At 71.8% G+C, this 26142-nt stretch carries 23 protein-coding genes; 11 read left to right on the top strand and 12 right to left on the bottom strand.

The annotated features are described in order from the left end of the window. Nucleotides 1–10 precede the first annotated feature (10 nt). Nucleotides 11–2518 (bottom strand): FHA domain-containing protein, encoded by a 2508-nt coding sequence (locus tag ACF09J_RS03010; protein WP_392303605.1) that lies wholly within the window; start codon nt 2516–2518, stop codon nt 11–13. Between the two features lie 242 nt (nt 2519–2760). Here ACF09J_RS03010 and ACF09J_RS03005 point away from each other — a divergent pair, with 242 nt between their 5' ends. Beyond that, nucleotides 2761–4689, top strand: coding sequence for a streptophobe family protein (locus ACF09J_RS03005; protein WP_392303604.1), 1929 nt, complete (start codon nt 2761–2763; stop codon nt 4687–4689). Nucleotides 4690–5275: 586 nt separating this feature from the next. After that, nucleotides 5276–6484: a phosphoserine phosphatase SerB gene (gene serB, locus ACF09J_RS03000; protein WP_392303603.1), complete on the top strand. Its 1209-nt coding sequence runs from the start codon at nt 5276–5278 to the stop codon at nt 6482–6484. Between the two features lie 36 nt (nt 6485–6520). Here the strand turns inward: serB and ACF09J_RS02995 are convergent, their stop codons facing one another. The 4 genes from ACF09J_RS02995 to ACF09J_RS02980 all read right to left on the bottom strand — a co-directional run bounded on the left by ACF09J_RS02995 (nt 6521) and on the right by ACF09J_RS02980 (nt 9185). After that, nucleotides 6521–7039 (bottom strand): SixA phosphatase family protein, encoded by a 519-nt coding sequence (locus ACF09J_RS02995; protein ID WP_392303602.1) that lies wholly within the window; start codon nt 7037–7039, stop codon nt 6521–6523. A gap of 121 nt (nt 7040–7160) precedes the next feature. Continuing rightward, on the bottom strand, nt 7161–7370 hold the full coding sequence (locus ACF09J_RS02990; protein WP_392303601.1) for a hypothetical protein: 210 nt from the start codon (nt 7368–7370) through the stop codon (nt 7161–7163). Nucleotides 7371–7656: 286 nt separating this feature from the next. Continuing rightward, a complete protein-coding gene (locus ACF09J_RS02985; RefSeq protein ID WP_392303600.1) occupies nt 7657–7776 on the bottom strand; it encodes an SGM_5486 family transporter-associated protein in 120 nt (39 codons plus the stop codon). Between the two features lie 50 nt (nt 7777–7826). Then, on the bottom strand, nt 7827–9185 hold the full coding sequence (locus ACF09J_RS02980; RefSeq protein ID WP_392303599.1) for a CynX/NimT family MFS transporter: 1359 nt from the start codon (nt 9183–9185) through the stop codon (nt 7827–7829). A 70-nt stretch (nt 9186–9255) separates the two neighbouring features. Between ACF09J_RS02980 and ACF09J_RS02975 the strand changes: the two genes are divergently transcribed. Then, a complete protein-coding gene (locus ACF09J_RS02975) occupies nt 9256–9948 on the top strand; it encodes a FadR/GntR family transcriptional regulator (RefSeq protein WP_392303598.1) in 693 nt (230 codons plus the stop codon). Here the strand turns inward: ACF09J_RS02975 and ACF09J_RS02970 are convergent. The 3 genes from ACF09J_RS02970 to fabG form a co-directional block, all read right to left on the bottom strand. Continuing rightward, on the bottom strand, nt 9926–10276 hold the full coding sequence (locus ACF09J_RS02970) for a hypothetical protein (protein WP_392303597.1): 351 nt from the start codon (nt 10274–10276) through the stop codon (nt 9926–9928). The genes ACF09J_RS02975 and ACF09J_RS02970 overlap by 23 nt on opposite strands. Before the next feature lie 216 nt (nt 10277–10492). After that, nucleotides 10493–11260: an enoyl-ACP reductase FabI gene (gene fabI / locus ACF09J_RS02965; RefSeq protein ID WP_392303596.1), complete on the bottom strand. Its 768-nt coding sequence runs from the start codon at nt 11258–11260 to the stop codon at nt 10493–10495. A gap of 5 nt (nt 11261–11265) precedes the next feature. After that, nucleotides 11266–11985: a 3-oxoacyl-[acyl-carrier-protein] reductase gene (fabG, locus tag ACF09J_RS02960; protein WP_392303595.1), complete on the bottom strand. Its 720-nt coding sequence runs from the start codon at nt 11983–11985 to the stop codon at nt 11266–11268. A gap of 308 nt (nt 11986–12293) precedes the next feature. Between fabG and ACF09J_RS02955 the strand changes: the two genes are divergently transcribed. The 3 genes from ACF09J_RS02955 to tyrS all read left to right on the top strand — a co-directional run bounded on the left by ACF09J_RS02955 (nt 12294) and on the right by tyrS (nt 16553). Next, nucleotides 12294–13817 (top strand): TldD/PmbA family protein, encoded by a 1524-nt coding sequence (locus ACF09J_RS02955; RefSeq protein WP_392303594.1) that lies wholly within the window; start codon nt 12294–12296, stop codon nt 13815–13817. Then, complete coding sequence (locus ACF09J_RS02950; RefSeq protein WP_392303593.1) at nt 13814–15208, top strand: metallopeptidase TldD-related protein; 1395 nt, start codon at nt 13814–13816, stop codon at nt 15206–15208. The genes ACF09J_RS02955 and ACF09J_RS02950 overlap by 4 nt, the downstream gene beginning before the upstream one ends. Before the next feature lie 76 nt (nt 15209–15284). Then, entirely contained in the window at nt 15285–16553 is a 1269-nt protein-coding gene (gene tyrS / locus ACF09J_RS02945) for a tyrosine--tRNA ligase (protein WP_392303592.1), read from the top strand. A gap of 115 nt (nt 16554–16668) precedes the next feature. Here tyrS and ACF09J_RS02940 read toward each other — a convergent pair whose 3' ends face one another. Further along, on the bottom strand, nt 16669–16959 hold the full coding sequence (locus tag ACF09J_RS02940) for a GlsB/YeaQ/YmgE family stress response membrane protein (RefSeq protein WP_392303591.1): 291 nt from the start codon (nt 16957–16959) through the stop codon (nt 16669–16671). Nucleotides 16960–17229: 270 nt separating this feature from the next. On the opposite strand from ACF09J_RS02940, the gene ACF09J_RS02935 reads away from it, so the two are divergent. Beyond that, nucleotides 17230–17628 carry a DUF3099 domain-containing protein gene (locus tag ACF09J_RS02935; RefSeq protein ID WP_392303590.1) on the top strand — a complete coding sequence of 133 codons (399 nt, stop codon included), beginning with the start codon at nt 17230–17232 and terminating at the stop codon, nt 17626–17628. Nucleotides 17629–17838: 210 nt separating this feature from the next. After that, the gene (locus ACF09J_RS02930) at nt 17839–18060 is read left to right on the top strand and encodes a hypothetical protein (protein ID WP_392303589.1); all 222 of its coding nucleotides are present in this window, start codon (nt 17839–17841) and stop codon (nt 18058–18060) included. Here ACF09J_RS02930 and moaA read toward each other — a convergent pair. The 3 genes from moaA to ACF09J_RS02915 all read right to left on the bottom strand — a co-directional run bounded on the left by moaA (nt 18057) and on the right by ACF09J_RS02915 (nt 21204). Beyond that, complete coding sequence (gene moaA / locus ACF09J_RS02925; RefSeq protein ID WP_392303588.1) at nt 18057–19046, bottom strand: GTP 3',8-cyclase MoaA; 990 nt, start codon at nt 19044–19046, stop codon at nt 18057–18059. The two genes, ACF09J_RS02930 and moaA, sit on opposite strands and share 4 nt — an antisense overlap. A 173-nt stretch (nt 19047–19219) precedes the next feature. After that, a complete protein-coding gene (locus tag ACF09J_RS02920; protein ID WP_392303587.1) occupies nt 19220–20851 on the bottom strand; it encodes a cation acetate symporter in 1632 nt (543 codons plus the stop codon). Then, nucleotides 20848–21204: a DUF485 domain-containing protein gene (locus ACF09J_RS02915; RefSeq protein WP_392303586.1), complete on the bottom strand. Its 357-nt coding sequence runs from the start codon at nt 21202–21204 to the stop codon at nt 20848–20850. Before ACF09J_RS02915 ends, ACF09J_RS02920 begins: the two co-directional genes overlap by 4 nt. Before the next feature lie 260 nt (nt 21205–21464). Between ACF09J_RS02915 and ACF09J_RS02910 the strand changes: the two genes are divergently transcribed. The 3 genes from ACF09J_RS02910 (at nt 21465) to ACF09J_RS02900 (ending at nt 26053) form a co-directional block, all read left to right on the top strand. Further along, the gene (locus tag ACF09J_RS02910; protein WP_392303585.1) at nt 21465–23012 is read left to right on the top strand and encodes a S8 family serine peptidase; all 1548 of its coding nucleotides are present in this window, start codon (nt 21465–21467) and stop codon (nt 23010–23012) included. Between the two features lie 91 nt (nt 23013–23103). Continuing rightward, complete coding sequence (locus tag ACF09J_RS02905) at nt 23104–24636, top strand: S8 family serine peptidase (protein WP_392303584.1); 1533 nt, start codon at nt 23104–23106, stop codon at nt 24634–24636. Nucleotides 24637–24673: 37 nt separating this feature from the next. Further along, nucleotides 24674–26053 (top strand): CoA transferase, encoded by a 1380-nt coding sequence (locus tag ACF09J_RS02900; protein ID WP_392303583.1) that lies wholly within the window; start codon nt 24674–24676, stop codon nt 26051–26053. The last annotated feature ends 89 nt before the right edge of the window (nt 26054–26142 follow it).

Below are 26142 nucleotides of genomic sequence, written 5' to 3'. Positions count from 1 at the left end.
CGCGGCGCGGTTACTTGCGCATGACCTCCGGCTCGTGGCGGCGCAGGAAGCGCGCCACGAGGAAGCCGCACACGACGCCGAGCACGATCAGCACGACCATGTCGAGACTCCAGGCGGAGGCCGTGTGGTTCCACAGCGGGTCGGTGCTGGTCGGGTCGTCGGTGTTCGGTGCGATGTTGTTGAAGTCCAGCGTGGTACCGGCGGCGGCCACCGCCCATCGCGACGGCATCAGGTACGAGAACTCGTTGACGCCCACGGTGCCGTTCAGCGTGAACAGGCAGCCGGTGAACACGACCTGGACGATGGCGAACATCACCAGCAGCGGCATGGTCTTCTCGGCGGTCTTCACCAGCGAGGAGATGACCAGGCCGAACATCATCGCGGTGAAGCCGAGCGCCATGATCGGCAGGCACAGCTCGAACAGCGTGGCGTTGCCGAGGATCAGGCCCTTTTCGGGGATCTCGCGGCTGGAGAAGCCGATCAGGCCGACCATCAGTCCCTGGATCACGGTGACCGCGCCGAGCACGATCACCTTGGACATCAGGTACGCCGAGCGGGACAGGCCGGTGGCGCGTTCCCGCTCGTAGATGACCCGTTCCTTGATCAGCTCGCGGACGGAGTTCGCGGCGCCCGCGAAACAGGCGCCGACCGCGAGGATCAGCAGCACCGTGGTCGCCGTGCCGTTCGGGACGTGCAGCCCCGTCGTCCGGTTGATCTGCTCGTTGACCAGCAGACCGCGGTTGTGGTCGATGAGCAGGCTGACCGCGCCGAGCACCGCCGGCAGGATCACGGACAGCGCCAGGAAGCCCTTGTCGGAGGCGATCACCGACACGTACCGCCGGATCAGGGTCATCAGCTGCGAGCCCCAGCCCTGCGGCTTGGGCGGCTTGATGGCCGGCGGGGGCATGTGTACGGACTGCGGCTCGACGGCGTCGATGTCCGCGGCGTACATCTGGTAGTGCTGCGAGCCCTTCCAGCGGCCCGCCCAGTCGTAGTCGCGGTAGTTCTCGAAGGCGGAGAACACATCGGCCCAGGTGTCGTAGCCGAAGAAGTTCAGCGCCTCCTCCGGCGGGCCGAAGTAGGCCACGGCGCCGCCCGGCGCCATCACCAGGAGCTTGTCGCACAGGGCCAGTTCGGCCACCGAGTGGGTGACGACGAGGACCGTGCGGCCGTCGTCCGCGAGCCCCCGCAGGAGCTGCATGACATCGCGGTCCATGCCCGGGTCGAGACCGGAGGTCGGCTCGTCCAGGAAGATCAGCGACGGCTTGGTGAGCAGTTCCAGGGCCACCGAGACGCGCTTGCGCTGGCCGCCGGAGAGGGACGTGACCTTCTTGTCCTTGTGGACGTCCAGCTTCAGCTCGCGCAGCACCTCGTCTATGCGGGCCTCGCGCTCGGCGGCCGTGGTGTCGGCCGGGAAGCGCAGCTTGGCCGCGTACTTCAGGGCCTTCTTCACGGCCAGTTCCTTGTGCAGGATGTCGTCCTGCGGGACCAGGCCGATGCGCTGGCGCAGCTCGGCGAACTGCTTGTAGAGGTTGCGGTGGTCGTAGAGGACCTCGCCCTGGTCGGCGGGCCGGTAGCCGGTGAGCGCCTTCAGCAGCGTCGACTTGCCGGAACCGGACGGGCCGATGACTCCGACCAGCGACTTCTCCGGGAGGCCGAAGGAGACGTCCCGGAGGATCTGCTTGCCGCCGTCGACCGTGACGGTCAGATGGCGGGCGGAGAAGGACACCTCACCGGTGTCGACGAACTCCTCGAGCCGGTCGCCGACGATACGGAACGCCGAGTGGCCGACGCCGACGATGTCCGTCGGGCCGAGCTGCACCGTGCCGCCCTTGGGCACCGGGTGGCCGTTGACGTACGTGCCGTTGTGCGAGCCGAGGTCGCGGATCTCGAAGCGGCCGTCGGGTGTGGCGTGGAACTCCGCGTGGTTGCGGGAGACCTGGAGGTCGGAGACGACCAGGTCGTTCTCCAGGGCACGGCCGATGCGCATCACGCGGCCGAGGGAGAACTGGTGGAAGGTCGTCGGGCTGCGGTCGCCGTAGGCCGGCGGCGCCCCCGCGTCGCTGCCGGGGCCGCCCTGCTGCTGCGGAATCGACGGCGGCTGCCCCTGCTGCGGCTGCTGCCACTCGGCCTGTGGTGTCTGCGGCTGCGCCCAGCCGGGGTTCGCGCCCTGAGCCGCGTACGGCTGCTGCTGCGGCTGGGCCTGCGGCGTCACCGCCGGGGCCGCGGCGCCGAGGAGGCTCAGCACGGGCCCGTCGGTCGCGTTGCCGAGATGCACGGCCGAGCCGGGTCCGAGCTCCAGCTCGTGGATCCGCCTGCCCTGCGCGAACGTGCCGTTGGTGCTGCCGTGGTCCTCGATGACCCAACTGCGGCCGTTGTAGCTGATCGTGGCGTGACGCCAGGAGACCCTGGCGTCGTCGAACACGATGTCCCCCTGTGGATCGCGTCCCAGGGCGTAGGACCTGGACGGGTCGAGCGTCCAGGTTCGTCCATTGGTTTCCAGTACGAGTTCCGGCACTCCAAGCCCCACTGAGTTGTCCCCCGAATTGCCCCCGTCGCGGGGAGTCTAGGGATGTCGAACATCGGGGGGAACTATTTCAGGCTCAGCCCACTGACCGAAAGCCGGGCCTTGTGAAGAGTGTGTACGTCCGCTTCGGCTGCTTTTTCGCCGACGGGGTTGAAACCCGGCCGCAGAGTGGTATTCCACGCGAGGGGGACATGCGCGGCGGCCGGGCCGCGCCGCGGATCGGGGGGTCTGCCATGAGCGCTGTCACGGGCGTCGGAACCGCGAGGCACGGTGCGCGCCTGCCGTGGTTCGACGTGCTTCTGTCCGCGATCGCCTCCGTGAGCTGGGCGTTGATCGGCATGGCGGGCACGGCCGCGCTCGGTCTGCATCTGCTGCGGGCCGACGCGGCGGGCTCGCTCGGGCCGATGACCGCCGCGGTGGTGGCACTTGGGGCGGGTGGTTCGGTCACACCGTCCGGCGATGTGTCCGCGTTCGGTCTGAAAGGCGCCGAGGCGCACACCGCCCTCCAGATCACGCCACTCGGGGTGAGCCTGGTCGGTGCGCTGCTGCTGTCGTGGTTCTTCCTACGGTCCTTGCGCGCGGCGGGAGTTGTGATCACCTCGGCCGAACTCCTGGCGCGGGCGGGCGCGGTGGTGGCGCTGTTCGTCGCGGTGCTGGGCGGGCTGGCCTGGGCGGGGCACGACGTCGTCACCATCGACGGGGGCGAGCTCGGGCTCGGCAGGCTGCCGGGCGGCGCGGGGTCCGGTGGCGTGAGCATTCCCGGGCTCGGTGACCTGGGGGACGTCGGCGGGCTCCTGCCCGACCGCATCGGCCGGCTCATCGACGCCAAGGCGGCGGTCGGCTTCACCGTCGACACGGCGCCGACCCTGCTGGGCGGGCTCGGCTGGTCGGCCGGGGTCCTGCTGATCGCGCTGCTCGCCTCGCGCCGTACGCCGCTGCCGCGCGGCTGGGGGGCCGTGCACCGGGTGGTGCGGCCGGCTGTCTCGGCGCTCGTCACGGTGCTGATGGCCGCCGTGGCGGCGGGGCTCGCTGCGGCCGCCTACGCGGCGGTCGGTGACGACCACCCCCGGCGCGTCGCGGGCGCGGCGCTGCTCGGCACTCCCAACGGGGTGTGGCTCGGCATCCCGATCGGCCTTTTCGTCCCCTGGGACGGCAGGGCGACGGGCGAGCTGGCCGGGGTTCTGCCGGACCCGCTGGACAGGTTGCTGACCGCGCACTCCGGCCGGCCGGTCACGCTGTCCCGGCTGGCCGACCTGGACGGCCGGGTGTGGCTGCTGGGCGTCGCGGCGGCGCTGGCGATGCTGCTGGCGGGGGTGCTGACGGCGGTACGGACACCGGTGGGAGCGGCTCCGGGCCGCCGGGATGCTCTGGGCTTCGCGGGACGGTGCGCGCTGCGGCTGGGCATCGCCACCGCGCTGACGCTGCCGCTGCTCGCGTGGCTGACGGAGGTGTCCGTGGACGCGTCCTTGTCCGTCCTCGGCTTCGACGCGTTCGGCGCCGGGGTGGAACTCCACGGCCGTCCGGGCACGGCCCTGCTGCTCGGCGCCGCGTGGGGAGCCGGCGCGGGGGCCGCCGGCGCCCTGCTGTCAACGGTGACGGGAGCATCCGGCAGCCGCGCGGCACCGTTGGCGCGGGGTGCGGCGGGAGCGACCGGAGCGGCGGGGGACCCGGGCCGGGATGTACCGCCCGGACTCGGAGGGGGTACCCCCTACGCCCCCGCCACTCCGTACCGCCCACCGAACCCGTCCACCAACCCGTACTTACGCCTGCCGGACGAACTACGCGCCCCGCAGGACGCCCGCCCGGAGCCCACCGAGCCGGCGGGGCCGGGCGGCCCGGGTGCACCGGGCGGTGGCGGGCGGCCTCGACCGGCGGCTTCCGGCGGGCTGCGCGACCCGCAGGACCGTGGCCCGTCGAGCGGACGCCCGCCCGAGGGGCGGGGGCAGTCCGGCCGCGCGGAATCCACCGAGCCGGACGAGCCGGGCGGACCGGAGGGACCGGGCCGTCGAGCCGCTTCCACGGACGACGTGCACGGTGCGCAGACGGTGGTCGGTCCTGTGCGGCTTCCTCCCCCACAGCCGCCGGGGCGACCCCCGCGGCCCCTGGGAGCGGCCGACAGCGGGCCGCCGCCTCCGCCGCCGCCCCGGCCCCCGAAGAAGTAACCGCCGGACGAACCAGAGACCCGCAGGACCCCGACCTGGCGGGCGCCCGTCGGCGGGACGGCCAGGAGCAGACCGGCCGGACCGACTCCCCGCGAAGCCCTGTGAGCCAGGCGGAGCGGACGGGCCGGGCGCACCCGACGGACCGGGCGGGCGGCGGACGGCCTCGGTCCGCCGCTCCGGGCGGCGCGTAACCCGCACGAGGTGCCCCCCCCGCCCGCCAGGGCACTCCGGCAGCACGGAGTCAGGACGGGGTCGACAGGACCGGCAGGGCGGACGGGGCCGCGGGCCGCCGGGGCGCAGGGCCGACGGGGCCGCAGGACCGCAGGCCTGCAGGACCGCAGGACTGCAGGACTGACGTAGCAGTCAGGTGCGGCCCCAGTCTCTGCCTGCCCCGCGCCCGGTGGGCGACCCGGGCGCCGACAGCGGGGCCGGGCTCGTCTTCGGAGGCGGGTGGCGGCGGCACCCAGGCGGACACGTGGGTGGCGGTGGTACCCGAGGTGTCGTTTCCTGGACATCTGTTGTTCGTTGTCCGGCAGGCGGACCTGAGGCGCAGGGGGCACTGGGTGCCGGATACGGTGGAAGCACCATGAGCGCTTCGCAGACCTCTGCCGATCCCACCCTTCTCGTCAAGATCTTCGGGAAGGACAGGCCGGGCATCACGGCCGGTCTCTTCGACACCCTCGCCGCCTACTCCGTCGATGTCGTCGACATCGAGCAGGTCGTCACCCGTGGCCGGATCGTGCTGTGCGCGCTCGTCAGCCAGCCGCCCGCCGGCCTGGAGGGTGATCTGCGGGCCACCGTGCACAGCTGGGCCGAGTCGATGAAGATGCAGGCGGAGATCATCTCCGGCCACGGCGACAACCGGCCGCGCGGCCTCGGGCGCTCCCTGGTCACCGTGCTCGGCCACCCGCTCACCGCGGAGGCGACCGCCCGGATCGCCGCGCGGATCACCCGGGCCGGCGGCAACATCGACCGTATCTTCCGGCTGGCCAAGTACCCGGTGACAGCGGTGGAGTTCGCGGTGTCCGGCGTGGAGACGGAGCCGCTGCGCACCGCCCTGGCGACGGAGGCCGCGGCACTCGGTGTCGACGTCGCGGTCGTCGGGGCCGGCCTGCACCGGCGGGCCCAGCGTCTGGTCGTCATGGACGTGGACTCCACGCTCATCCAGGACGAGGTGATCGAGCTGTTCGCCGGGCACGCCGGCTGCGAGGACAAGGTCGCCGAGGTGACGGCGGCGGCGATGCGCGGCGAACTGGACTTCGAGCAGTCGCTGCACGCGCGCGTGGCCCTGCTGGAGGGGCTGGACGCCTCCGTGGTGGACAAGGTGCGCAGCGAGGTGCGCCTGACGCCGGGCGCGCGCACCCTGATCCGCACGCTCAAGCGGCTCGGTTACCAGGTCGGTGTCGTCTCGGGTGGGTTCACCCAGGTCACGGACGATCTGAAGGAGCGGCTCGGCCTGGACTTCGCGCAGGCCAACACCCTGGAGATCGTCGACGGCAGGCTGACCGGCCGGGTCACCGGCGAGATCGTCGACCGGGCGGGCAAGGCGCGGCTGCTGCGCCGGTTCGCCGCCGAGGCGGGTGTCCCGCTGTCGCAGACGGTCGCGATCGGTGACGGCGCGAACGACCTGGACATGCTCAACGCGGCCGGCCTCGGGGTCGCCTTCAACGCCAAGCCGGTGGTGCGGGAGGCGGCGCACACGGCGGTGAACGTGCCGTTCCTCGACACCGTCCTGTACCTGCTGGGGGTCACCCGCGAAGAGGTCGAGGCCGCGGACGCCCACGAGGAGGACTGAACGGTTCCGCCGGCCGCCTCCCGCACCGCCGTCGGGCTACTCCGACGGCGCCCAGTAGTCGAGCAGCGTGGCCACGCCCGGTTCCAGGGCCTTCCAGGATCCCTCGAAGGAGACCACGGCGAACGCGGCGGCCGGGAACCCTCGGCGGCTCATCCGCTCCCGGGCGTCGCCCTCGGCCGAGCCGGACAGCACCTCGGCGAGACCCTGGATGCCCGGGTTGTGGCCGATGAGGATCACGTTCCGCATGTCGTCCGGCGTCTCGTTGAGCACGGTGATCAGCTCGCCGGGCGAGGCGTCGTAGACCCGCTCCTCGTAGACGGTCTTGGGCCGGTGCGGCAACTCGTGGACGGCGAGCTTCCAGGTCTCGCGGGTCCGGGTCGCGGTCGAGCACAGGGCCAGGTCGAAGGAGACACCGGTGTCGGCCAGCCTGCGGCCGGCGACCGCGGCGTCCGTGCGGCCCCTCTCGGCGAGTGGTCGTTCGTGGTCGGCCACCTGCGGCCAGTCGGCTTTCGCATGCCGGAAGAGGACAATCCTGCGGGGTTCTGCGACGCTCATGGGTCCCAGCTTCGCATGAAACAGGTTGGGGGGGCGCAGGGAGTTGACATGCGACTTCTCGGCCGGGGCGCGTGGCACGAGCACGTGCGCGGGGGCGGTGCCCGGATGCCCGCGCGGAACGTCAGCGGGCGATCAGTTCCCGGGCGTGCCGGAGGAGCTGGGAGAGCGCGGGGTCGCCGCTTGCCGCCTGGGCGTCCGCCGGGTTGCGTATCAGCAGGAGCAGCGCGACGAACGCGAGCACGGGCAGGGCCAGGGCCCACCACGGCAGCCGGGAGTCGACGCCGGCGCCCGTGGTCGCCGGGTGGCGCCGGGTGTGCGTACGGGCCGACATGATCGCCTCCGCTGGTCTCCGAGGTCCGCGGACCGCCTCGCGCGGTCACATCTCGAAGCTACGGAATCCGTGCTCCCCGGCCCATCCGGTGATCCACCCACTTGCCCCTGACCCTCACCCCCTAGGGGATGGGGGGTTAACCCCACCACCGACCCTGAAAAGGGACCTCACCGGCGGGCGGACGTCACAGGACGCACACGCGTCGCGGGAGTCGGGCGCCGAAGGGGTCAGTGCCGCGCGGCGAAAGCGGCCGCCGCCGCGGCGCGGGGCCGCGGCGGCAGGTGGGTCACGGTGCCGCGAGGGTCGCGACGATGGCGATGATCACGAAGATGGCGAAGAACGTGCCGAGGACGAGCAGCATCTTCCTCTGGCCGTCCTTCGGGTTCGGGTCGAGCACAGGCTGCATGCGCCCCAGTCTCGCACCCTTCGTCCGGAACTCGGTCCCCGGGGGCCGCCTCAGCGCGCCGCCTCGTCCTCCACCGTGCGGTCGCGGCCCGCCACGTAACCGACCACCATCTGCGGCACCATCAGACCGGCCATGAGCGCGATGGGCAGCCCCCAGCCGCCGCTGCTCTGGTACAGCACGCCCACCAGCAGCGGACCCGGGATGGAGATCAGGTAGCCGGTGCTCTGGGCGAACGCGGAGAGCTGGGCGACGCCCGGACCGGTCCTGGCCCGCATGCCGACCATGGTGAGAGCGAGCGGGAAGGCGCAGTTGGCGACGCCGAGGAGCAGGGCCCAGGCCCAGGAGCCGGCGGCGGGCGCGAGGTAGAGACCGGCATAGCCGGCCATGCCGCAGACGCCGAGCACCAGCACGATCGGGCCCTGATGGGGCAGCCGGGTGGCCAGGCGCGGGATGACGAAGGCCAGCGGCACGCCCATCACCATGGTGACGGCGAGGAGCAGTCCGGCCTTGCCCGCGGGCACGCCCGCGTCCCGGAAGATCTGCGCCATCCAGCCCATGGTGATGTAGGCGGCGGTGGCCTGGAGGCCGAAGAAGACGGCCAGGGCCCAGGCGGTGCGGCTCCGGGCGATGCGCAGCGTCGGGGCCTGCGCCTCGCGCACGGGGGACCGTTCGCCGGACACGGTACCGGCCGGCGTTTGCGCGGACCGGGCGCGCCGGTCCCGTACCAGCGGCAGCCACGGCAGCACGGCCACCGCGGCGAGCAGGGCCCACACCGACAGGCCGGACCGCCAGTCGCCGCCGAGCGTCCCGGTCAGCGGCACGGTCACCGCGGCGGCGGCCGAGGTGCCGAGGGCGAGGGCCATCGAGTACAGGCCGGTCATGGTGCCGACCCGGTCGGGGAACCAGCGCTTGACGATGACCGGCATCAGCACGTTGCTGACGGCGATGCCCATGAGGGCCAGCGCGCTGGCCGCGACGAACGCGGCCGTGCTGCCCACGTAGGGCCGTACGGCCAGTCCGGCGGCGATGGCGACCATGCCCGAGCAGACCACGGCGGACGGTCCGAAGCGGCGGGCCAGCCGGGGGGCCATGACGCCGAAGACGGCGAAGCAGAGCGGCGGCACGGAGGTGAGCAGTCCGGCCACGCTGCCGCTCATGCCGAGCCCCTGGCGGACCTCCTCGAGGAGCGCGCCGAGGCTGGTGATGGCGGGGCGGAGGTTCAGCGCGGTCAGCACGAGGCCGACGACGACCAGGCGCGTGGTCCACGCGCGCGTGGTGGCGCCGGACGCCCGCGGTCCGTGCGGTTCCGGTTCCGGGACGGACCGGGAACCGGGGGTCGGGGCCGGGGTGCGTTCGGTGGTCGGTGTCGTCGAGCGGGTGGTTTCCTCGCGTGGCATGAGAACCATCATAGAATCATGGGATGATTGGTTGTCGACAGATCGGGGCTCCGCCCCCGGGTCCCGCGTGCGAAGGTGAGCCATGCCACTGAGCCATCCGCGCCGGTCGGCGCTGTCCGAACAGGTCATCGCCGCACTGCGCAGCCAGATCACCACGGGCGAGTGGCCGGTCGGCTCCCGCATCCCCACGGAGCCGGAGCTGGTGGAGCAGCTCGGAGTGGCGCGCAACACGGTCCGCGAGGCGGTCCGGGCGCTGGCGCACAACGGCCTGCTGGACATCCGCCAGGGTTCGGGCACGTACGTCATGGCGACCAGCGAGCTGGCGGGCGTGATGCACCGCAGGTTCGCCGAGGCCGACCCGCGGCACATTGCCGAGCTGCGTTCCGCGCTGGAGTCGGCCGCGGCCGGGCTGGCCGCCCAGCGGCGCACCGAGAAGGACCTCAAGCAGCTCCACACGCAGTTCCTGCGCCGCGAGGAGGCCTGGGAGTCCGGCGACACGGAGGCGTTCGTGACCGCGGACGCCACGTTCCACCTGGCGGTGGTGGCGGCCTCCCACAACGACGTCATGACGGCGACGTACGCGGATCTGGGCGAGGTGCTGCGGGACTGGCTGCGCGCGGACATCGGCGCGGTGCTGACCCCGGACACGTACATGGACCACACCCGGCTGCTCGACGCGATCCGCGCGGGCGACGCCGAGGCGGCCGCCGCGGAGGCCGCGAGCTACCCGCTGCTGTGCCGTCCGGGCCGGTTCACCTCGCCCGCTGGTGAGTGACCCAGGCCGAGCGCACCTCCTTCCAGCAGCGGCCGGTCATCCGGACGGTCTGCGCGGGTCCCGCGGCCACCGGGGAGCCGTCGCTGTCGAGGTCCCACCACCGGTCGCACTCGATGTGCAGGCTGACGCGGTCGGTGCCGGGATACGGGTTGTGACAGTACGCGGTCACCTCGGAGCCGGAGACGGAGGTGCGGCAGCCGGCGCCGAACGGTTCCGGCACCGCGGGCGGACCGGCACGCGCGCGTGTGTCCGGCGTCGACCCGTACGGCAGCGACAGCGCGAGGGCGACGGCCACGAGCAGGGGGGCCGCGCTGCGGAGCAGGCGCACAAGCGGAACCTCCTCGGCCGTCCTGCGGAGGAGAACGCGAGGTGAGGGCGGACTCCCAGCGTGCACACCCGACACGCCGCCTGCCCGGCCGAGTGCCCCGACCGGGTGATCCCGGCCGCGGGCCGCCCGGCCTCGGCAACCGCCGAGGGAACAGGCGAGGGCCCGCACCCCTCGGGGGTGCGGGCCCTCACACGTCGCTGAGGCTCAGCGGCAGCGTCAGGCGCCGATGGCGTGCAGACCGCCGTCGACGTGGACGATCTCGCCGGTGGTCTTCGGGAACCAGTCGCTCAGCAGCGCCACAATGCCGCGGCCGGCCGGCTCGGGGTCCTTCAGGTCCCACTCCAGCGGGGCGCGGGTGTCCCACACCGAGGCCAGCTCGCTGAAGCCCGGGATGGACTTGGCGGCCATGGAGCCGAGCGGGCCGGCGGAGACGAGGTTGCAGCGGATGTTCTGCTTGCCCAGGTCGCGCGCCATGTAGCGGCTGGTCGCCTCAAGGGCGGCCTTGGCCGGGCCCATCCAGTCGTACTGCGGCCAGGCGTACTGGGCGTCGAAGGTGAGGCCGACGACCGAGCCGCCGTTCTGCATCAGCGGCAGGCAGGCCATGGTCAGCGACTTCAGGGAGAACGCCGAGACGTGCATGGCGGTGGAGACCGACTCGAACGGCGTGTTGAGGAAGTTGCCGCCGAGCGCGTCCTGCGGGGCGAAGCCGATGGAGTGGACGACGCCGTCGAGGCCGCCGAGTTCCTCGCCGACGACGTCGGCCAGGCGGCTCAGGTGCTCGTCGTTGGTGACGTCGAGCTCGATGACCTTGGTGGGCTTCGGCAGCTTCTTGGCGATGCGCTCGGTCAGCGTGGGCCGCGGGAAGGCGGTGAGGATGATCTCCGCGCCCTGCTCCTGGGCCAGCTTGGCCGCGTGGAAGGCGATGGAGGACTCCGTCAGCACACCGGTGATCAGGACGCGCTTGCCCTCGAGAATTCCGCTCATGGTGATCAGTGACCCATTCCCAGTCCGCCGTCAACGGGGATGACGGCTCCAGTGATGTACGAGGCGTCGTCGGAGGCGAGGAACCGCACCGCCGCGGCGATCTCCTCGGGCTGCGCGTACCGGCCGAGCGGCACCTGCCCCATGATGTTCTCGCGCTGCTCGTCGGAGAGCGCCCGGGTCATGTCCGTGTCGACGAAACCGGGGGCGACGACGTTGAAGGTGATGTTGCGCGAGCCCAGCTCACGGGCGAGGGACCGCGCGAAGCCGACCAGGCCGGCCTTGGAGGCGGCGTAGTTGGCCTGCCCCGCCGAACCGAGCAGCCCGACCACCGAGGAGATGAGGACGACACGGCCCTTCTTGGCGCGCAGCATGCCGCGGTTGGCCCGCTTCACGACACGGAAGGTGCCGGTGAGGTTGGTCTCGAGGACCGCGCTGAAGTCTTCCTCGGACATGCGCATCAGGAGCTGGTCCCGGGTGACGCCGGCGTTGGCGACGAGGACCTCGACGGGGCCGTGCTCGGCCTCGACCTCCTTGTAGGCCTGCTCCACCTGCTCGGGGTCGGTGATGTCGCACCTGACGGCGAGGCAGCCCAGTTCCTTGAGGGCGGCCGGCGGCTCCCCCGAACGGTAGGTGATGGCGACCTTGTCGCCGGCCTCGGCGAACGCGCGGGCGATGGCGAGGCCGATGCCCCGGTTGCCTCCGGTGACGAGAACCGAGCGGCTCAACGGATCACCCTTTCGATAGCGGTCTGAAGCATTCCGACAACCCGCCCGAACACCTCGATGACAGGCGGCTTCACCGAAAACCTATCGGTCCGGCCACGCCACCGGGCAATCGGGCACCGACAGTGGCTCTCCCCGGCTCCTGTCGGGTTCCTACAGTCGGAACACCCTGGTCAGTCCACGGTGCCGGGACGTGCGCCGAAAGGTCCAGCCCTCCCCGCGGCGCTTACTCGGGGGAACAGGGCGCACGGGACGTGATTCACTGCCCGCGACGGCCATCACAGGAGAGCACCTCGAAGGGAAGCCCACCCGTGCCCCATGAAGTCGATCAGTCGTTTCTCGCCCTGCCCCTACGCCCCCTCGCCGACGCCGCGCTGGCCCGCGCGCGTTCGCTGGGGGCCGAGCACGCGGACTTCCGGTTCGAGCGGGTGCGCGGTGCGTCCTGGCGGCTCAGGGACGCCCGGCTCGCCGGTTCGTCGGACACCACCGACCTCGGGTACGCGGTGCGCGTCGTGCACGGCGGGACCTGGGGGTTCGCCTCCGGGGTCGACCTGACGCCGGACGCGGCCGCCAAGGTGGCCTCGCAGGCGGTGGCGATGGCGAAGCTGTCGGCGCAGGTCATCAGGGCCGCCGGGTCCGACGAGCGTGTTGAGCTCGCGGACGAGCCGGTGCACGCCGAGAAGACCTGGGTCTCCTCCTACGGGATCGACCCCTTCTCCGTGCCCGACGAGGAGAAGTCCGCGCTGCTCGCCGAGTGGAGCGCGCGGCTGCTCGCCGCCGACGGGGTCGACCACGTCGACGCCTCGCTGCTGACCGTGCACGAGAACAAGTTCTACGCCGACACCTCCGGCACCGTGACCACGCAGCAGCGGGTGCGGCTGCACCCGCAGCTGACCGCCGTGTCCGTGGACGACTCCAGCGGAGAGTTCGACTCGATGCGCACCCTCGCCCCGCCCGTCGGGCGCGGCTGGGAGTACCTCACCGGCACCGGCTGGGACTGGGAGGGCGAGCTGGAGCGGATTCCCGGGCTGCTCGCGGAGAAGATGCGCGCGCCGAGCGTCGAGGCGGGCGTCTACGACCTGGTCGTCGATCCCTCCAACCTGTGGCTGACCATCCACGAGTCCATCGGCCACGCCACCGAGCTGGACCGGGCCCTCGGCTACGAGGCCGCCTACGCGGGCACCTCCTTCGCCACGTTCGACCAACTGGGCAAGCTGACGTACGGCTCCGAGCTGATGAACGTCACCGGCGACCGCACCGCCGAGCACGGACTCGCCACCATCGGCTACGACGACGAGGGCGTCGAGGCGCAGTCCTGGGACCTGGTGAAGGACGGCACGCTGGTCGGCTACCAACTGGACCGCAGGATCGCCAGGCTGACCCGGTTCGAGCGGTCCAACGGGTGCGCCTTCGCCGACTCCCCCGGCCATGTGCCCGTGCAGCGCATGGCGAACGTGTCGCTCCAGCCCGACCCGGCCGGGCTCTCCACCAAGGACCTCATCGGCAGCGTCGACCGCGGGATCTACGTCGTCGGGGACCGGTCCTGGTCGATCGACATGCAGCGCTACAACTTCCAGTTCACCGGCCAGCGGGCGTACCGGATCCGCAACGGCCGCCTCGACGGCCAGGTACGGGACTTCGCCTACCAGGGCATCACGCCCCAGTTCTGGGGCTCCATGGCGGCCGTGGGCGGACCGCAGACGTACGTGCTGGGCGGCGCGTTCAACTGCGGCAAGGCACAACCGGGCCAGATCGCGGCGGTCTCCCACGGCTGCCCGTCGGCCCTCTTCAAGGGCGTCAACATTCTGAACACCACGCAGGAGGCCGGTCGATGAGCCCGCGTACCAGCAAGCCGCACGAGGTCGTCGAGCGTGCTCTCGCACTGTCGCGGGCCGACGGGTGCGTCGTGATCGCCGACGAGCAGTCCACCGCCAATCTGCGCTGGGCGGGCAACGCGCTGACCACGAACGGCGTCACGCGCGGCCGCACCCTCACCGTGATCGCGACCGTCGACGGCCGCGAAGGCACCGCGTCCGGTGTGGTGTCGAGGGCCGCCGTGACCGAGGACGAGCTGGAGCCGCTGGTGCGGGCAGCGGAGGCCGCCGCGCGCGGGGCGGGGCCCGCCGAGGACGCCCAGCCGCTGGTCGCGGACGTACCGCAGTCCCCCGGCTTCAAGGACGCGCCGGCCGAGACCTCCTCCGCGGTGTTCGCGGACTTCGCGCCGGCGCTCGGCGAGTCGTTCGCACGCGCGCGTGCCGGCGGCCGCGAGCTGTACGGCTTCGCCAACCACGAGATGGTGTCGACCTACCTGGGCACGTCGACGGGCCTGCGGCTGCGCCACGACCAGCCGTCCGGGACGCTGGAGCTGAACGCCAAGTCCCCGGACCGCACCCGCTCGGCGTGGGCCGGGCGGTCCACGCGGGACTTCAAGGACGTCGACCCGGCGGCGCTGGACGCGGAGCTCGCCGTACGGCTCGGCTGGGCGGAGCGCCGGATCGAGCTGCCCGCAGGGCGGTACGAGACGCTGCTGCCGCCGACGGCGGTCGCCGATCTGCTGATCTACCAGATCTGGTCGTCCTCGGGCCGGGACGCCGCCGAGGGGCGCACGGTGTTCTCCAAGCCGGGCGGCGGAACCCGCGTCGGCGAGAAGCTGACCGAGCTTCCGCTGACGCTGCGCAGCGATCCGGGCGAGCCCGGCCTCGAGTGCGCGCCGTTCGTGGTCGCGCACTCCTCCGGGGACGACCGGTCGGTGTTCGACAACGGGCTGCCCGTCGCCGCCACCGAGTGGATCGGCGGCGGCGAGCTGCGGAATCTGCTGACCACCCGGCACAGCGCGGGCCTGACCGGTCTGCCGCTCGCCCCGTCGGCCGGCAACCTCGTCCTCGACGGCGGCACCGACCGCTCGCTTCAGGAGATGGTCGCCGGCACCGAGCGCGGGCTGCTGCTCACCTGTCTGTGGTACATCCGCGAGGTGGACCCCGCCACGCTGCTGCTCACGGGCCTGACCCGGGACGGCGTGTACCTCGTGGAGAACGGCGAGGTCACCGGCGAGGTCAACAACTTCCGGTTCAACGAGTCGCCGGTGGACGTGCTGGGCAGGGCGACGGAGGCCGGCCGGACCGAGAAGACGCTGCCCAGGGAGTGGAGCGACTACTTCACCCGGGCCGCGATGCCGGCGCTGCGCGTCCCGGAATTCAACATGAGCTCTGTCAGTCAGGGCGTATAACCTCGTAGTCGGCTGTCACCCGACTGCCCGAAGAGCACCGAGCTCGCACCGAGCCGCATCTAGGAGACACGAGAACGTGACGGACATCGTCGACGAGCTGAAGTGGCGTGGGCTGTTCGCCCTGTCCACCGACGAGGACGCCTTGCGCAAGGCGCTCGCGGACGGTCCCGTCACGTTCTATTGCGGCTTCGACCCGACGGCGCCGTCGCTGCACGTGGGGCATCTGGTGCAGGTGCTCACCGTGCGCCGGCTCCAGCAGGCCGGGCACCGGCCGCTGGCGCTGGTCGGCGGCGCCACCGGGCTGATCGGCGACCCCCGCCCGACCGCCGAGCGCACGCTGAACGACCCGGAGACGGTGGCCGGCTGGGTGGACCGGCTGCGCGGCCAGATCGAGCCGTTCCTGTCCTTCGAGGGCGAGAACGCCGCCGTGATGGTGAACAACCTCGACTGGACGCAGGGACTGTCCGCGATCGAGTTCCTGCGGGACATCGGCAAGCACTTCCGGGTCAACAAGATGCTGACGAAGGACTCCGTCGCCCGCCGTCTGGAGTCGGACCAGGGCATCAGCTACACCGAGTTCAGCTACCAGATCCTCCAGGGCATGGACTTCCTCCAGCTCTACCGGAGGCACGGCTGCACGCTCCAGCAGGGCGGAAGCGACCAGTGGGGCAACCTCACGGCCGGCCTAGACCTGATCCACCGCCTGGAGCCGGACGCGGCGGTGCACGCGCTCGCGACGCCGCTGATGACCAAGGCGGACGGCACCAAGTTCGGCAAGACCGAGGGCGGCGCGGTCTGGCTCGACGCGGAGATGACGACGCCGTACGCGTTCTACCAGTTCTGGCTGAACGTGGACGACCGGGACATCTCCCGCTACCTGCGCATCCTGTCCTTCAAGTCCCGCGAGGAGCTGGAGGAGCTGGAGCGGCAGACCGAGGAGCGTCCGCAGGCCCGGGCCGCGCAGCGCGCGCTGGCCGAGGAGCTGACGACGCTGGTGCACGGCGCCGAGCAGACGGCCGCCGTGATCGCCGCGTCCAAGGCGCTGTTCGGGCAGGGCGAGCTGACCGGGCTCGACGAGCGGACCCTGACCGCGGCGCTGTCGGAGGTGCCGCGCGCCGAGGTCGCCGAGCTCGGCCAGGTGGTCGACCTGTTCGCCGAGGTCGGCCTGGTGCCCAGCAAGTCGGCCGCGCGCCGCACGGTGAAGGAGGGCGGCGCCTACGTGAACAACGTCAAGGTCACCGCCGAGGACGCGGTCCCCGCCGAGGACGACCTGCTGCACGGCCGCTGGCTGGTGCTGCGCCGGGGCAAGAAGAACCTGGCGGCGGTCGAGGTCACGCGCGGCTGAGGCCGGACGCAAGCCGGGCGTGAGCCGGGCGTGAAGGGGCGGTCCGTCCGGATACTTCCGGTGGGCCGCCCCTTCGGCCCTCCATAGGGCCGAAGGGGCGGCCCGTGCGCCCGCGCTATGCCCGCTGGGCGTCCTCCCGTTTCTTGTTGCCCCGCAGCGCCATGTACGCCATGTCGCCGACGAAGACGATGATGATCGCGGCCACGAGCTGGAAGAAGTGCCGGCTCCAGTCGATGCCCCGGGTCGAGGCGACCCCGACCGCGCGGGCGACCGCGTTGCCGACGATCGCGCCGAGCATGCCGAAGATCGTGGTGAGCCAGAGCGGGCTGTGCTGCTTGCCCGGGATGACCGCCTTCGCGATCAGCCCCAGCACGAATCCCACGATGATCGCCCACAACCAGCCCATGGCTGCCTCCTCGTCCGGCTCGACGTGAGCATTACGCCCAGTGTCGGGTCGGCTTCGCCGGGTCGCACGTCGGGTGCGGCCGCCGGAACGCTCCGGGGCGCGGGGTGGGGGCCGTTCGCGCAGGCAGAACGGCGGCCCCGCCCTCGTAGGCGCCGGGTACGCGGCGTAACGTGGACTAGGTGCGGGCCGTTGTCCCGACCGGTCACGGACCGGACACGGGCCGGACACGGGCCGGGGAGTTGTCCGATACGGGCGATTGGTGGACGGGTGATGCGGAAAGAGCACGGCGAGGGCAACGCCCAGGTGTTCCGGATCACGGGAGCCCGGACGGGCCTCCAGGAGGACGTTCGCGGCCGGCAGCGCCGGTACGTCATCTCGATGTCGATCCGTACGGCGTCGGTGATCCTCGCGGTGGCGCTGTGGAACGTCGAGCGGTACGTGGCGATCGTGGCGCTGGTGCTCGGGGCGGTGCTGCCCTACATCGCCGTGGTGATCGCGAACGCGGGGCGGGAGGGCGCGCCCAAGCTGCCGTCGACGTTCGTCACCATGCCGCTGAAGCCGATGATCACGCCGTCGGGCACCGACGACGGTTTCGCGCGGTCCGCCCCGGAGGACACCGCGGGCGACACCGCCGCCGGGGCCGCGCGCGAGCCGCGTGACAGCGCTTGAACCGGCCCGTCGCGGCGGCCGGACGGCGCCTCCCGGGAAGCTCAGGAAAAGCTCAGATCAATCATGTTGTTCCGGTGCCGGGCCATGGGCTACCCGTGACATACTTCCTACGCGCTCCGCATCCCCCGTCGGAGCGACAGACCGACGCCGGGCAGCTCCCCCCGTGGCTGCTCGGCGTCGCCTTGTGTGCCATGGCTGTGAGACGAACCCGTGACTGACGAAACCCCGATCTGCTCCGCCAAGGGCTGCCGTGCCGCCGCCGTGTGGGTCCTGGCCTGGAACAACCCGAAGATCCACACACCGGAGCGCCGCAAGACGTGGCTGGCGTGCGAGGAGCACCGGGAGCACCTCTCGCAGTTCCTCGGTGTGCGCGGCTTCCTGAAGGACGTGGTCCCCTTCGGCGAGTGGGAGGCCCGGGACGGCGGCGCCTAACCGCCGATCGCCGACATCGGCCGGTCCGGCTGGACGAACGACGGGTCGTCCAGGCCCGCTCCCGCCTTCTTGCCCCACATCGCGACCCGCCAGATGCGGGCGATCTCCTCGTCACGGGCACCGGAGCGCAGGGCGGCGCGCAGGTCGGTCTCCTCGGTGGCGAACAGGCAGGTGCGGACCTGGCCGTCGGCCGTGAGCCGGGTGCGGTCGCAGGCCGCGCAGAACGGGCGGGTGACAGAGGCGATCACGCCGACGCGGTGCGGGCCGCCGTCGACGATCCAGCGTTCGGCCGGGGCCGAGCCGCGCTGCTCGGCGCCCTCGGGGGTCAGCTCGAAGCGGGTGCGCAGCGAGGTCAGGATCTCGGCCGCGGTCACCATGCCCTCGCGCTTCCAGCCGTGCTGGGCGTCCAGGGGCATCTGCTCGATGAAGCGGAGCTCGTAGTCGTGCTCCACGGCCCAGGCCAGCAGGTCCGGGGCCTCGTCCGCGTTCAGGTCGCGCATCAGGACGGTGTTGACCTTCACCGGGGTCAGGCCGGCCGCGTGGGCGGCTTCGAGGCCCTCGATGACGTCGTGGTGCCGGTCCCGGCGGGTGAGCGCCTTGAAGACGTCCGGGCGCAAGGTGTCGAGGGAGACGTTGACCCGGTCGAGGCCTGCGTCCCTCAGTGCGGTCGCGGTGCGCTTGAGTCCGATGCCGTTGGTGGTGAGGGACATCCGGGGCCGGGGTTCGAGGGCCGCGACCCGCTCGACGATGCCGGCCAGGCCGGGGCGCAGCAGGGGTTCGCCGCCGGTGAAGCGGACCTCCGTGATGCCGAGGGAGGTGACGGCGATGTCGATCAGGCGGACGATCTCGTCGTCGGAGAGCAGGGTCGGCTTGGCCAGCCACTGCAGGCCCTCTTCCGGCATGCAGTACGAGCAGCGCAGGTTGCACCGGTCGGTCAGCGAGACCCTCAGGTCGGTGGCCACCCGGCCGTAGGTGTCGATGAGCATGTGGCCCCCTCCCTCGTCTCGGTCCATGTGGCGTACCACTCGGAATTCCTGTCATCTGCGAGCCTACGTGACGCCACCGACAACGACAGCGCCGGAAAGTCACGAGATACGGCACGGCCGCGTCGTAGGGACCTACGATCCCCGCGACGCGGCCGCCTTGGACGGGTGGACGCTCAGTGCGCTCCGGTGCCCGTCATGGAGCGCACCTCCAGTTCGGCGTACTTGGCGTCGTCCGGGGTCTCCTTGGACAGGAGGGTGCCCACGACGCCGAGCAGGAAGCCGATGGGGATCGAGATGAGGCCGGGGTTCTCCAGCGGGAACCAGTGGAAGTCGACGTCGGGGAACATCGACGTGGGCTTGCCCGACACCACCGGCGAGAACAGCACCAGGCCGACCGCGCTGACCAGGCCGCCGTAGATCGACCACAGGGCGCCGGAGGTGGTGAACCGCTTCCAGAACAGGCTGTAGAGGATCGTGGGCAGGTTGGCGGAGGCGGCGACGGCGAAGGCGAGGGCGACCAGTCCCGCGACGTTCAGGTCGCGGGCGAGGGCGCCCAGGACGATCGAGACCGCGCCGATGCCGACGGTCGCCCAGCGGGCCGCGTTCACCTCCTGCTTGTCTGTGGCGGTGCCCTTCTTGATGACGTTGGCGTAGATGTCGTGGGCGAAGGAGGAGGACGAGGCCAGGGTGAGGCCCGCGACGACGGCGAGGATCGTGGCGAAGGCGACGGCGGAGATGGAGGCGAGCAGGATGGCGCCCCAGTTGGAGTCGACGCCGCCGAGGTGCAGGGCGAGCAGTGGCGCCGCGGTGTTGCCCGCCTTGTTGGAGGCGATGATCTCGTCGGGCTTGATGAGCGCGGCGGCGCCGAAGCCGAGCGCGAGGGTCATCAGGTAGAAGGCGCCGATCAGGCCGATCGCCCAGATGACGGACTTGCGGGCGGCCTTGGCGGTGGGGACGGTGTAGAAGCGGATCAGGATGTGCGGCAGACCGGCGGTGCCGAGGACCAGGGCGATGCCGAGCGAGAGGAAGTCGAGCTTGGTGGTGCCCGTGGCGCCGTACTTCAGTCCGGGCTCCAGGAACGCGGTGCCCTTGCCGCTGTTGGTGGCGGCCTTGCCGAGCAGGTCGGAGATGTTGAAGTTGAACTTCAGCATGACCAGGAAGGTGAGCAGCACGGCACCCGCGATGAGCAGGACGGCCTTGACCATCTGCACCCAGGTGGTGCCCTTCATGCCGCCGATGGTGACGTAGACGATCATCAGCACGCCGACCAGCGCGACAATGGCGATCTTGCCTCCGTCGCTGGTGATGCCGAGCAGCAGGGAGACCAGGACGCCGGCGCCGGCCATCTGGGCCAGCAGGTAGAAGATCGACACGACGATGGTGGAGGTGCCGGCCGCGGTGCGGACCGGGCGCTGGCGCATCCGGTAGGCCAGTACGTCGCCCATGGTGTACCGGCCGGAGTTGCGCAGTGGTTCGGCGACCAGGAGCAGGGCGACCAGCCAGGCGACGAGGAAGCCGATGGAGTACAGGAAGCCGTCGTAGCCGAACAGCGCGATGGCGCCGGCGATGCCCAGGAAGGACGCGGCGGACATGTAGTCGCCGGAGACGGCGAGGCCGTTCTGGAAGCCGGTGAACTGCCGTCCGCCGGCGTAGAAGTCGGCGGCGTCCTTGGTCTGCCGGCCGGCCCAGACGGTGATGACGAGGGTCGCGACGACGAACACCGCGAACAGGGTGATGATCAGCGTCCGGTGCTGGCTCGCCTCACCGGCCGCGAGGGTCAGCGCGGGTGCGGTCGCGGGGCTCATTCGGTGCCCTCCATCCGGGACTTGATGGCCTCGGCCTTGGGGTCGAGATTGGCGGCGGCGTGCCGCGCGTACCACCAGGCGATGAGGAACGTGGTGAGGAACTGGGCGAGGCCCAGGACGAGGGCGACGTTGATGTTCCCGAACAGCTCGGTGCCCATGAAGCCGCCGGCGTAGTTGGAGAGCAGCACGTACAGCAGGTACCAGGCGATGAAGGCGACCGTCAGCGGGAAGGCGAAGGATCGGTAGGAGCGGCGCAGTTCCTCGAACTCCGCGCTGTCCCGCACCGCGACGAACTCCTCGGTGGTCGGGAGTGGGGCCTGGTTCTTCGAGGGTGGCGGTGTCTCGGTGGCCACTTCGGTCTCCTCGCGTGTCGGATGCGGTTGGGACGGGGGCCCGATCGTGCTTCGGTTCCCCGCCCAAGGTCCACGGCGCCACGCGGTGACCGGTTCAGATCCCGTTGGTTGTTTCGCAACCGGTCTGAACAAGTCATTGCCAAGTCATTGCTGGTGGGGGAGGCGGCAAGATAGCTTCACCCTGCACCACCCGTCATGTACCTGCGGGGCCGCCCACCTGCGGCCCTTGCCGGTCTGTACCCGGATGATGTGGGGACCCCATGGCTCATCTGCGTTCCAGACGCCGCCTCGCCCTTGCTGCGCCGGTCGCGCTGTCGCTGACCGCGTCGCTCGGCTTCCTGCCCTCGGCGGCGTCGGCGGCACCTCGCGCGGCCTCGGCGGCGCAGGCGAAGGACGCGCCGGTCATGGCCTACGTCGTCAACACCGGGACGGACCGCCACACGCTCGCCCAGGTGCAGCGGTCCATCACCGCGGCCGGCGGCACCATCGTGACGACGTACGACAGGATCGGCGTCATCGTGGTCCGCTCCGCGAACCCGGACTTCGGCCGGACCATCCGCGGGGCCCACGGGGTCGACTCCGCGGGCGCCACCCGCACCGCGCCTCTACGCGCGTCGGAGACCACGGACGAGGGGGCGGTGGAGTACCTCTCCGCGGCCGAGGTCGCGCGGCTGAAGAAGTCCGCCGAGCCGTCGAAGCACCCGAAGGGCCCGGTCGCCCAGGAGCCCCTCGAGGCCGAGCAGTGGGACCTGCGCGCCATCGGCGCCGACAAGGCCGCCGCGATCAACCCGGGCAGCCCGAAGGTCACCGTCGCCGTGATCGACACCGGCGTCGACGACACCCACCCGAACCTGGCGCCGAACTTCTCCGCCAAGCAGTCGGCCAGTTGTGTCGGCGGCAAGGCGGACACCTCGCCGGGCGCCTGGCGGCCCGCGAGCCCCGACCACTACCACGGCACGCATGTCGCGGGCGAGATAGCCGCCGCCCGCAACGGGACGGGCGTCGCGGGCGTCGCGCCGGGTGTGAAGGTCTCCGGGATACGGGTGGCCGAGCCGGACACCGAGACGTTCTACCCGGAGAGCGTGGTCTGCGCCTTCGTGTTCGCCGCCGACCACGGCGTGCAGATCACCAACAACAGCTACTACGTGGACCCGTGGCTGTACAACTGCAAGGACGACGCCGACCAGAAGGCCGTCCTGGACGCGGTCGGCCGGGCCCAGCTGTACGCGCAGCGCAAGGGCACCCTGAGCGTGGCCTCCGCGGGCAACTCCAACCACGACCTGGCCGCCAGGTCGATCCTCGACACATCCAGCCCGAACGACACGACCCCGGTCGACCGCACGATCGACCCCAGGAAGTGCCTCGACGTGCCGGCGCAGCTGCCGGGTGTGGTGACGGTCGCCGCCACCGGCGTGCAGACCCTCAAGTCGTACTACTCCAACTACGGCGACGGCGTCATCGACGTCGCGGGACCGGGCGGCGACAAGTACCAGATCCCGGACACCCCGTCGGGCAACGGCCGCATCCTGTCGACCCTGCCGGAGGGCCAGTACGGCTACCTCCAGGGCACGTCGATGGCCGCCCCCCACGTCGCCGGTGTCGCCGCGCTGCTGAAGTCGGCCCACCCGAACGCCACGCCCGCCCAGTTGCTGGCCCTTCTCAGGGCCCAGGCGGACAACCCGGGGTGCCCGGTCGAGCCCTACGACCCGGACGGCAACGGCGTCGTCGACTCGTTCTGCAAGGGCAACAAGAACCGCAACGGGTTCTACGGCTTCGGCCTCGTCAACGCGCTCCGCGCGATCAAGTGACCGGCACGGCCCGTCACTTCCACAAACGCCCCCCACGTCTCGCATGCCTCGGGCATGCCGCACCGCAATGGTTCGAAACACTGGAGTTCACATGAGCGTTCGCCTCAACCGGCGTACCGTCACCATCCCGCTCGGGATGGCCGTCGCCTCCGCTCTCGCCTTCCTGCCGAACGTGGCCTCCGCCACCGAGGCCGGTCCGCAGGCGGCCGCCGCGAGCATCTCCGCCGCCGCCGAAGGCGACGCGCTGAGCTACGTCGTCAACGTCCGTCCCGGCCACAGCTCCGCGGCCGTTCAGACGGCGATCGGCAAGGCCGGCGGCTCGGTCGTCATCGCGTACGACCAGATCGGTGTCATCGTCGTCCACTCGTCGAACGCCGACTTCGCCAAGGAGATACGCAAGGACAAGGGGGTCGAGTCGGCCGGCGCCACCCGGACCGCTCCGCTGTCCCCGCAGTCCACCACCGAGATGTGGGCGCCGGAGGTGCTCACCGGCGCGGAGCTGGCGGCGGCGACCGAGGCGTCCGCCACCGGCCAGGAGCCGCTGCAGGGCCTCCAGTGGGACCTGCCGATGATCAAGGCGGACAAGGCCCACGAGGTCACCCTGGGCAGCTCCAAGGTCACGGTCGGCGTCATCGACACCGGTGTGGACGACACTCACCCCGACCTCGCCGCCAACTTCAACCGGGCGGCCTCGGTGAACTGCGTGTCGGGCAAGCCGAACACGGCCGACGGCGCCTGGCGGCCGAACAAGGGGGAGAGCGCGCACGGCACGCACGTCGCCGGTGAGATCGCCGCCGCGAAGAACGGCATCGGCATGGTCGGTGTCGCCCCGGGTGTGAAGGTGTCCGGCATCAAGGTGTCGACGCCGCAGGGCTGGTTCTACACCGAGGCCGTGGTGTGCGGCTTCATCTGGGCCGCCGAGCACGGCGTGGACGTCACCAACAACAGCTACTACACCGACCCGTGGAACTTCAACTGCACCGACGACCCCGACCAGAAGGCTCTGGTCGAGGCCGTTTCGCGGGCCACGAAGTACGCCGAGGGCAAGGGCACGGTCAACGTCGCGGCCGCCGGCAACGACAACTGGGACCTGGCCGGGAAGACCATCCTCGACCCGGGCAGCCCGAACGACTCCACCCCCGGCGACCGGGTGATCGACCCGAAGAAGTGCCTCGACATCCCGGCCGACCTGCCGGGCACCGTCGTGGTCTCCTCCGTCGGCGCCAAGGGCATCAAGTCGTCGTTCTCCAACTACGGCCAGGGCGTCATCAACGTCACCGCGCCGGGCGGCGACTCGACCCGCTACCAGACGCCCGCCGCCCCCGCCGTCGACGGCCGGATCCTCGGCACCCTGCCGGGCGGCCAGTACGGCTACATGGCCGGCACCTCGATGGCGTCGCCGCACGCCGCCGCCGTCGCCGCGCTCATCAAGTCGACCCACCCGGACGCCAGGCCGAACCAGGTGAAGGCGCTGCTGGCCCAGGGTGCCGACAAGATGGAGTGCACCACCCCGTACGACATCAACGGTGACGGCAAGATCGACGCCGTGTGCGTGGGCGGCAAGGGCAAGAACGCCTTCTACGGCGAGGGCATGGTCAACGCCCTCAACGCCGTGACCAAGTAGACACGGCGGATGTCGGCCGGTGCCGCATAGTGCGGTCATGACTGACATCACCTACGCGTGGTCCGCGCTGGGCGGCGATCCCGCCCTCCTGTCGCGGGTCACCACCGTGCAGCGGGAAGGCGCGCTCCCGGCGCGCCTTCCCGTACGGGAACTGGCACGCACGTGCGTGTGTGCCTGCGCCCTGGCCGCCGCCGAACTCGGCGCACAGCGGGCGGGGCTCGCCGCGGTGCCGGCGGTTCGGGGGGACGACGGGGCCGTCGCCACGGCGTTCCTCAGTGAACGGCATCTGCGGGTGGACGGCAGGGCTCCCGTCTCCTTCGCGCCGCTGTCGCGGTTCTGGCGGACGGCGGACGGCTGGGTGCGCACGCACGCCAACTACCCGCACCACCGGGAGCGGTTGCTCCGGGCGCTGGACGCGCCGGGCGACGTGGACCGGGTCGCGTCCGCGCTCGCCGAGCGGTCCGCGCGGGAGGTCGAGGAGGCCGTGTACGCGGCCGGAGGCCTCGCCGTCGCACTGCGCACCCCCGAGGAATGGGCCGCCCACGAGCAGGCTGCCGCGGTGGCCGCCCGGCCGCTGGTCGAGCGGGAGCGGCTGGACGAGGCACACGCGCGCGTACTGCCGCCCGTCGCGGGCGCTCCCCTGCTGCCGGCCGCCGGGCTGCGCGTCCTGGACCTGACCCGGGTGCTCGCAGGTCCCATCGCCACCCGCACGCTCGCCCTGCTGGGCGCGGACGTGCTGCGCCTGGACGCGCCGGACCGTCCCGAAGAGGCCGGCCTGCACGCGGACACCGGTTTCGGAAAGCGGTCGGCGGCGCTGGACCTCGCGGTCGACCGGGCGGTGTTCGAGGAACTGCTCGCCGAGGCGGACGTCGTGGTCACCGCGTACCGGCCGGGCGCCCTGGACCGGTTCGGGCTCTCCCCCGAGGCGCTGGCCGAGCGGCGGCCCGGACTGGTCGTGGCACAACTGTCGGCGTGGGGCCGGTACGGGCCGTGGGGCGGACGCCGGGGCTTCGACAGCCTCGTCCAGGCCGCCACCGGCATCGCCGCGGTCGAGGGGTCGCCCGAGCGGCCCGGCACCCTGCCCGCGCAGGCCCTGGACCACGGCACGGGCTATCTGCTGGCGGCGGCGGTGCTGCGCGCCCTGACCGAGCAGACGCGGGTGGGCGGCACCCGGGTCGTACGACTGGCCCTGGCCCGCACGGCATCCTGGCTGACCGGGCCCGGTACCGGGCCGACCCGTACGACGGACACCGTGCAGGGCTCGGCCTACGACAGCCCCGTGCCCTGGCTGGACGAAACGACCAGCCGACTCGGCCATCTGCGCCACGCCCGCCCAGCCGTCGACTTCACCGCCGCCCCGACGGCCTGGCCCCGCCCACCGGTTCCCTGGGGCACGGACGCATCCCGCTGGACGTGACCGCGCCCGGCGACACGGGCGCGCGAACGCCGCGCGGGGTTCGGCGTCCGACCGCCCACCCACGGTCCGGCCCACCAGCCGGCAGAACC

Origin of the sequence: Streptomyces sp. NPDC014889 (genome assembly GCF_043081205.1) — a bacterium.
Classification (GTDB): domain Bacteria; phylum Actinomycetota; class Actinomycetes; order Streptomycetales; family Streptomycetaceae; genus Streptomyces.
This window is presented reverse-complemented; position numbering and strand designations above follow the sequence as displayed.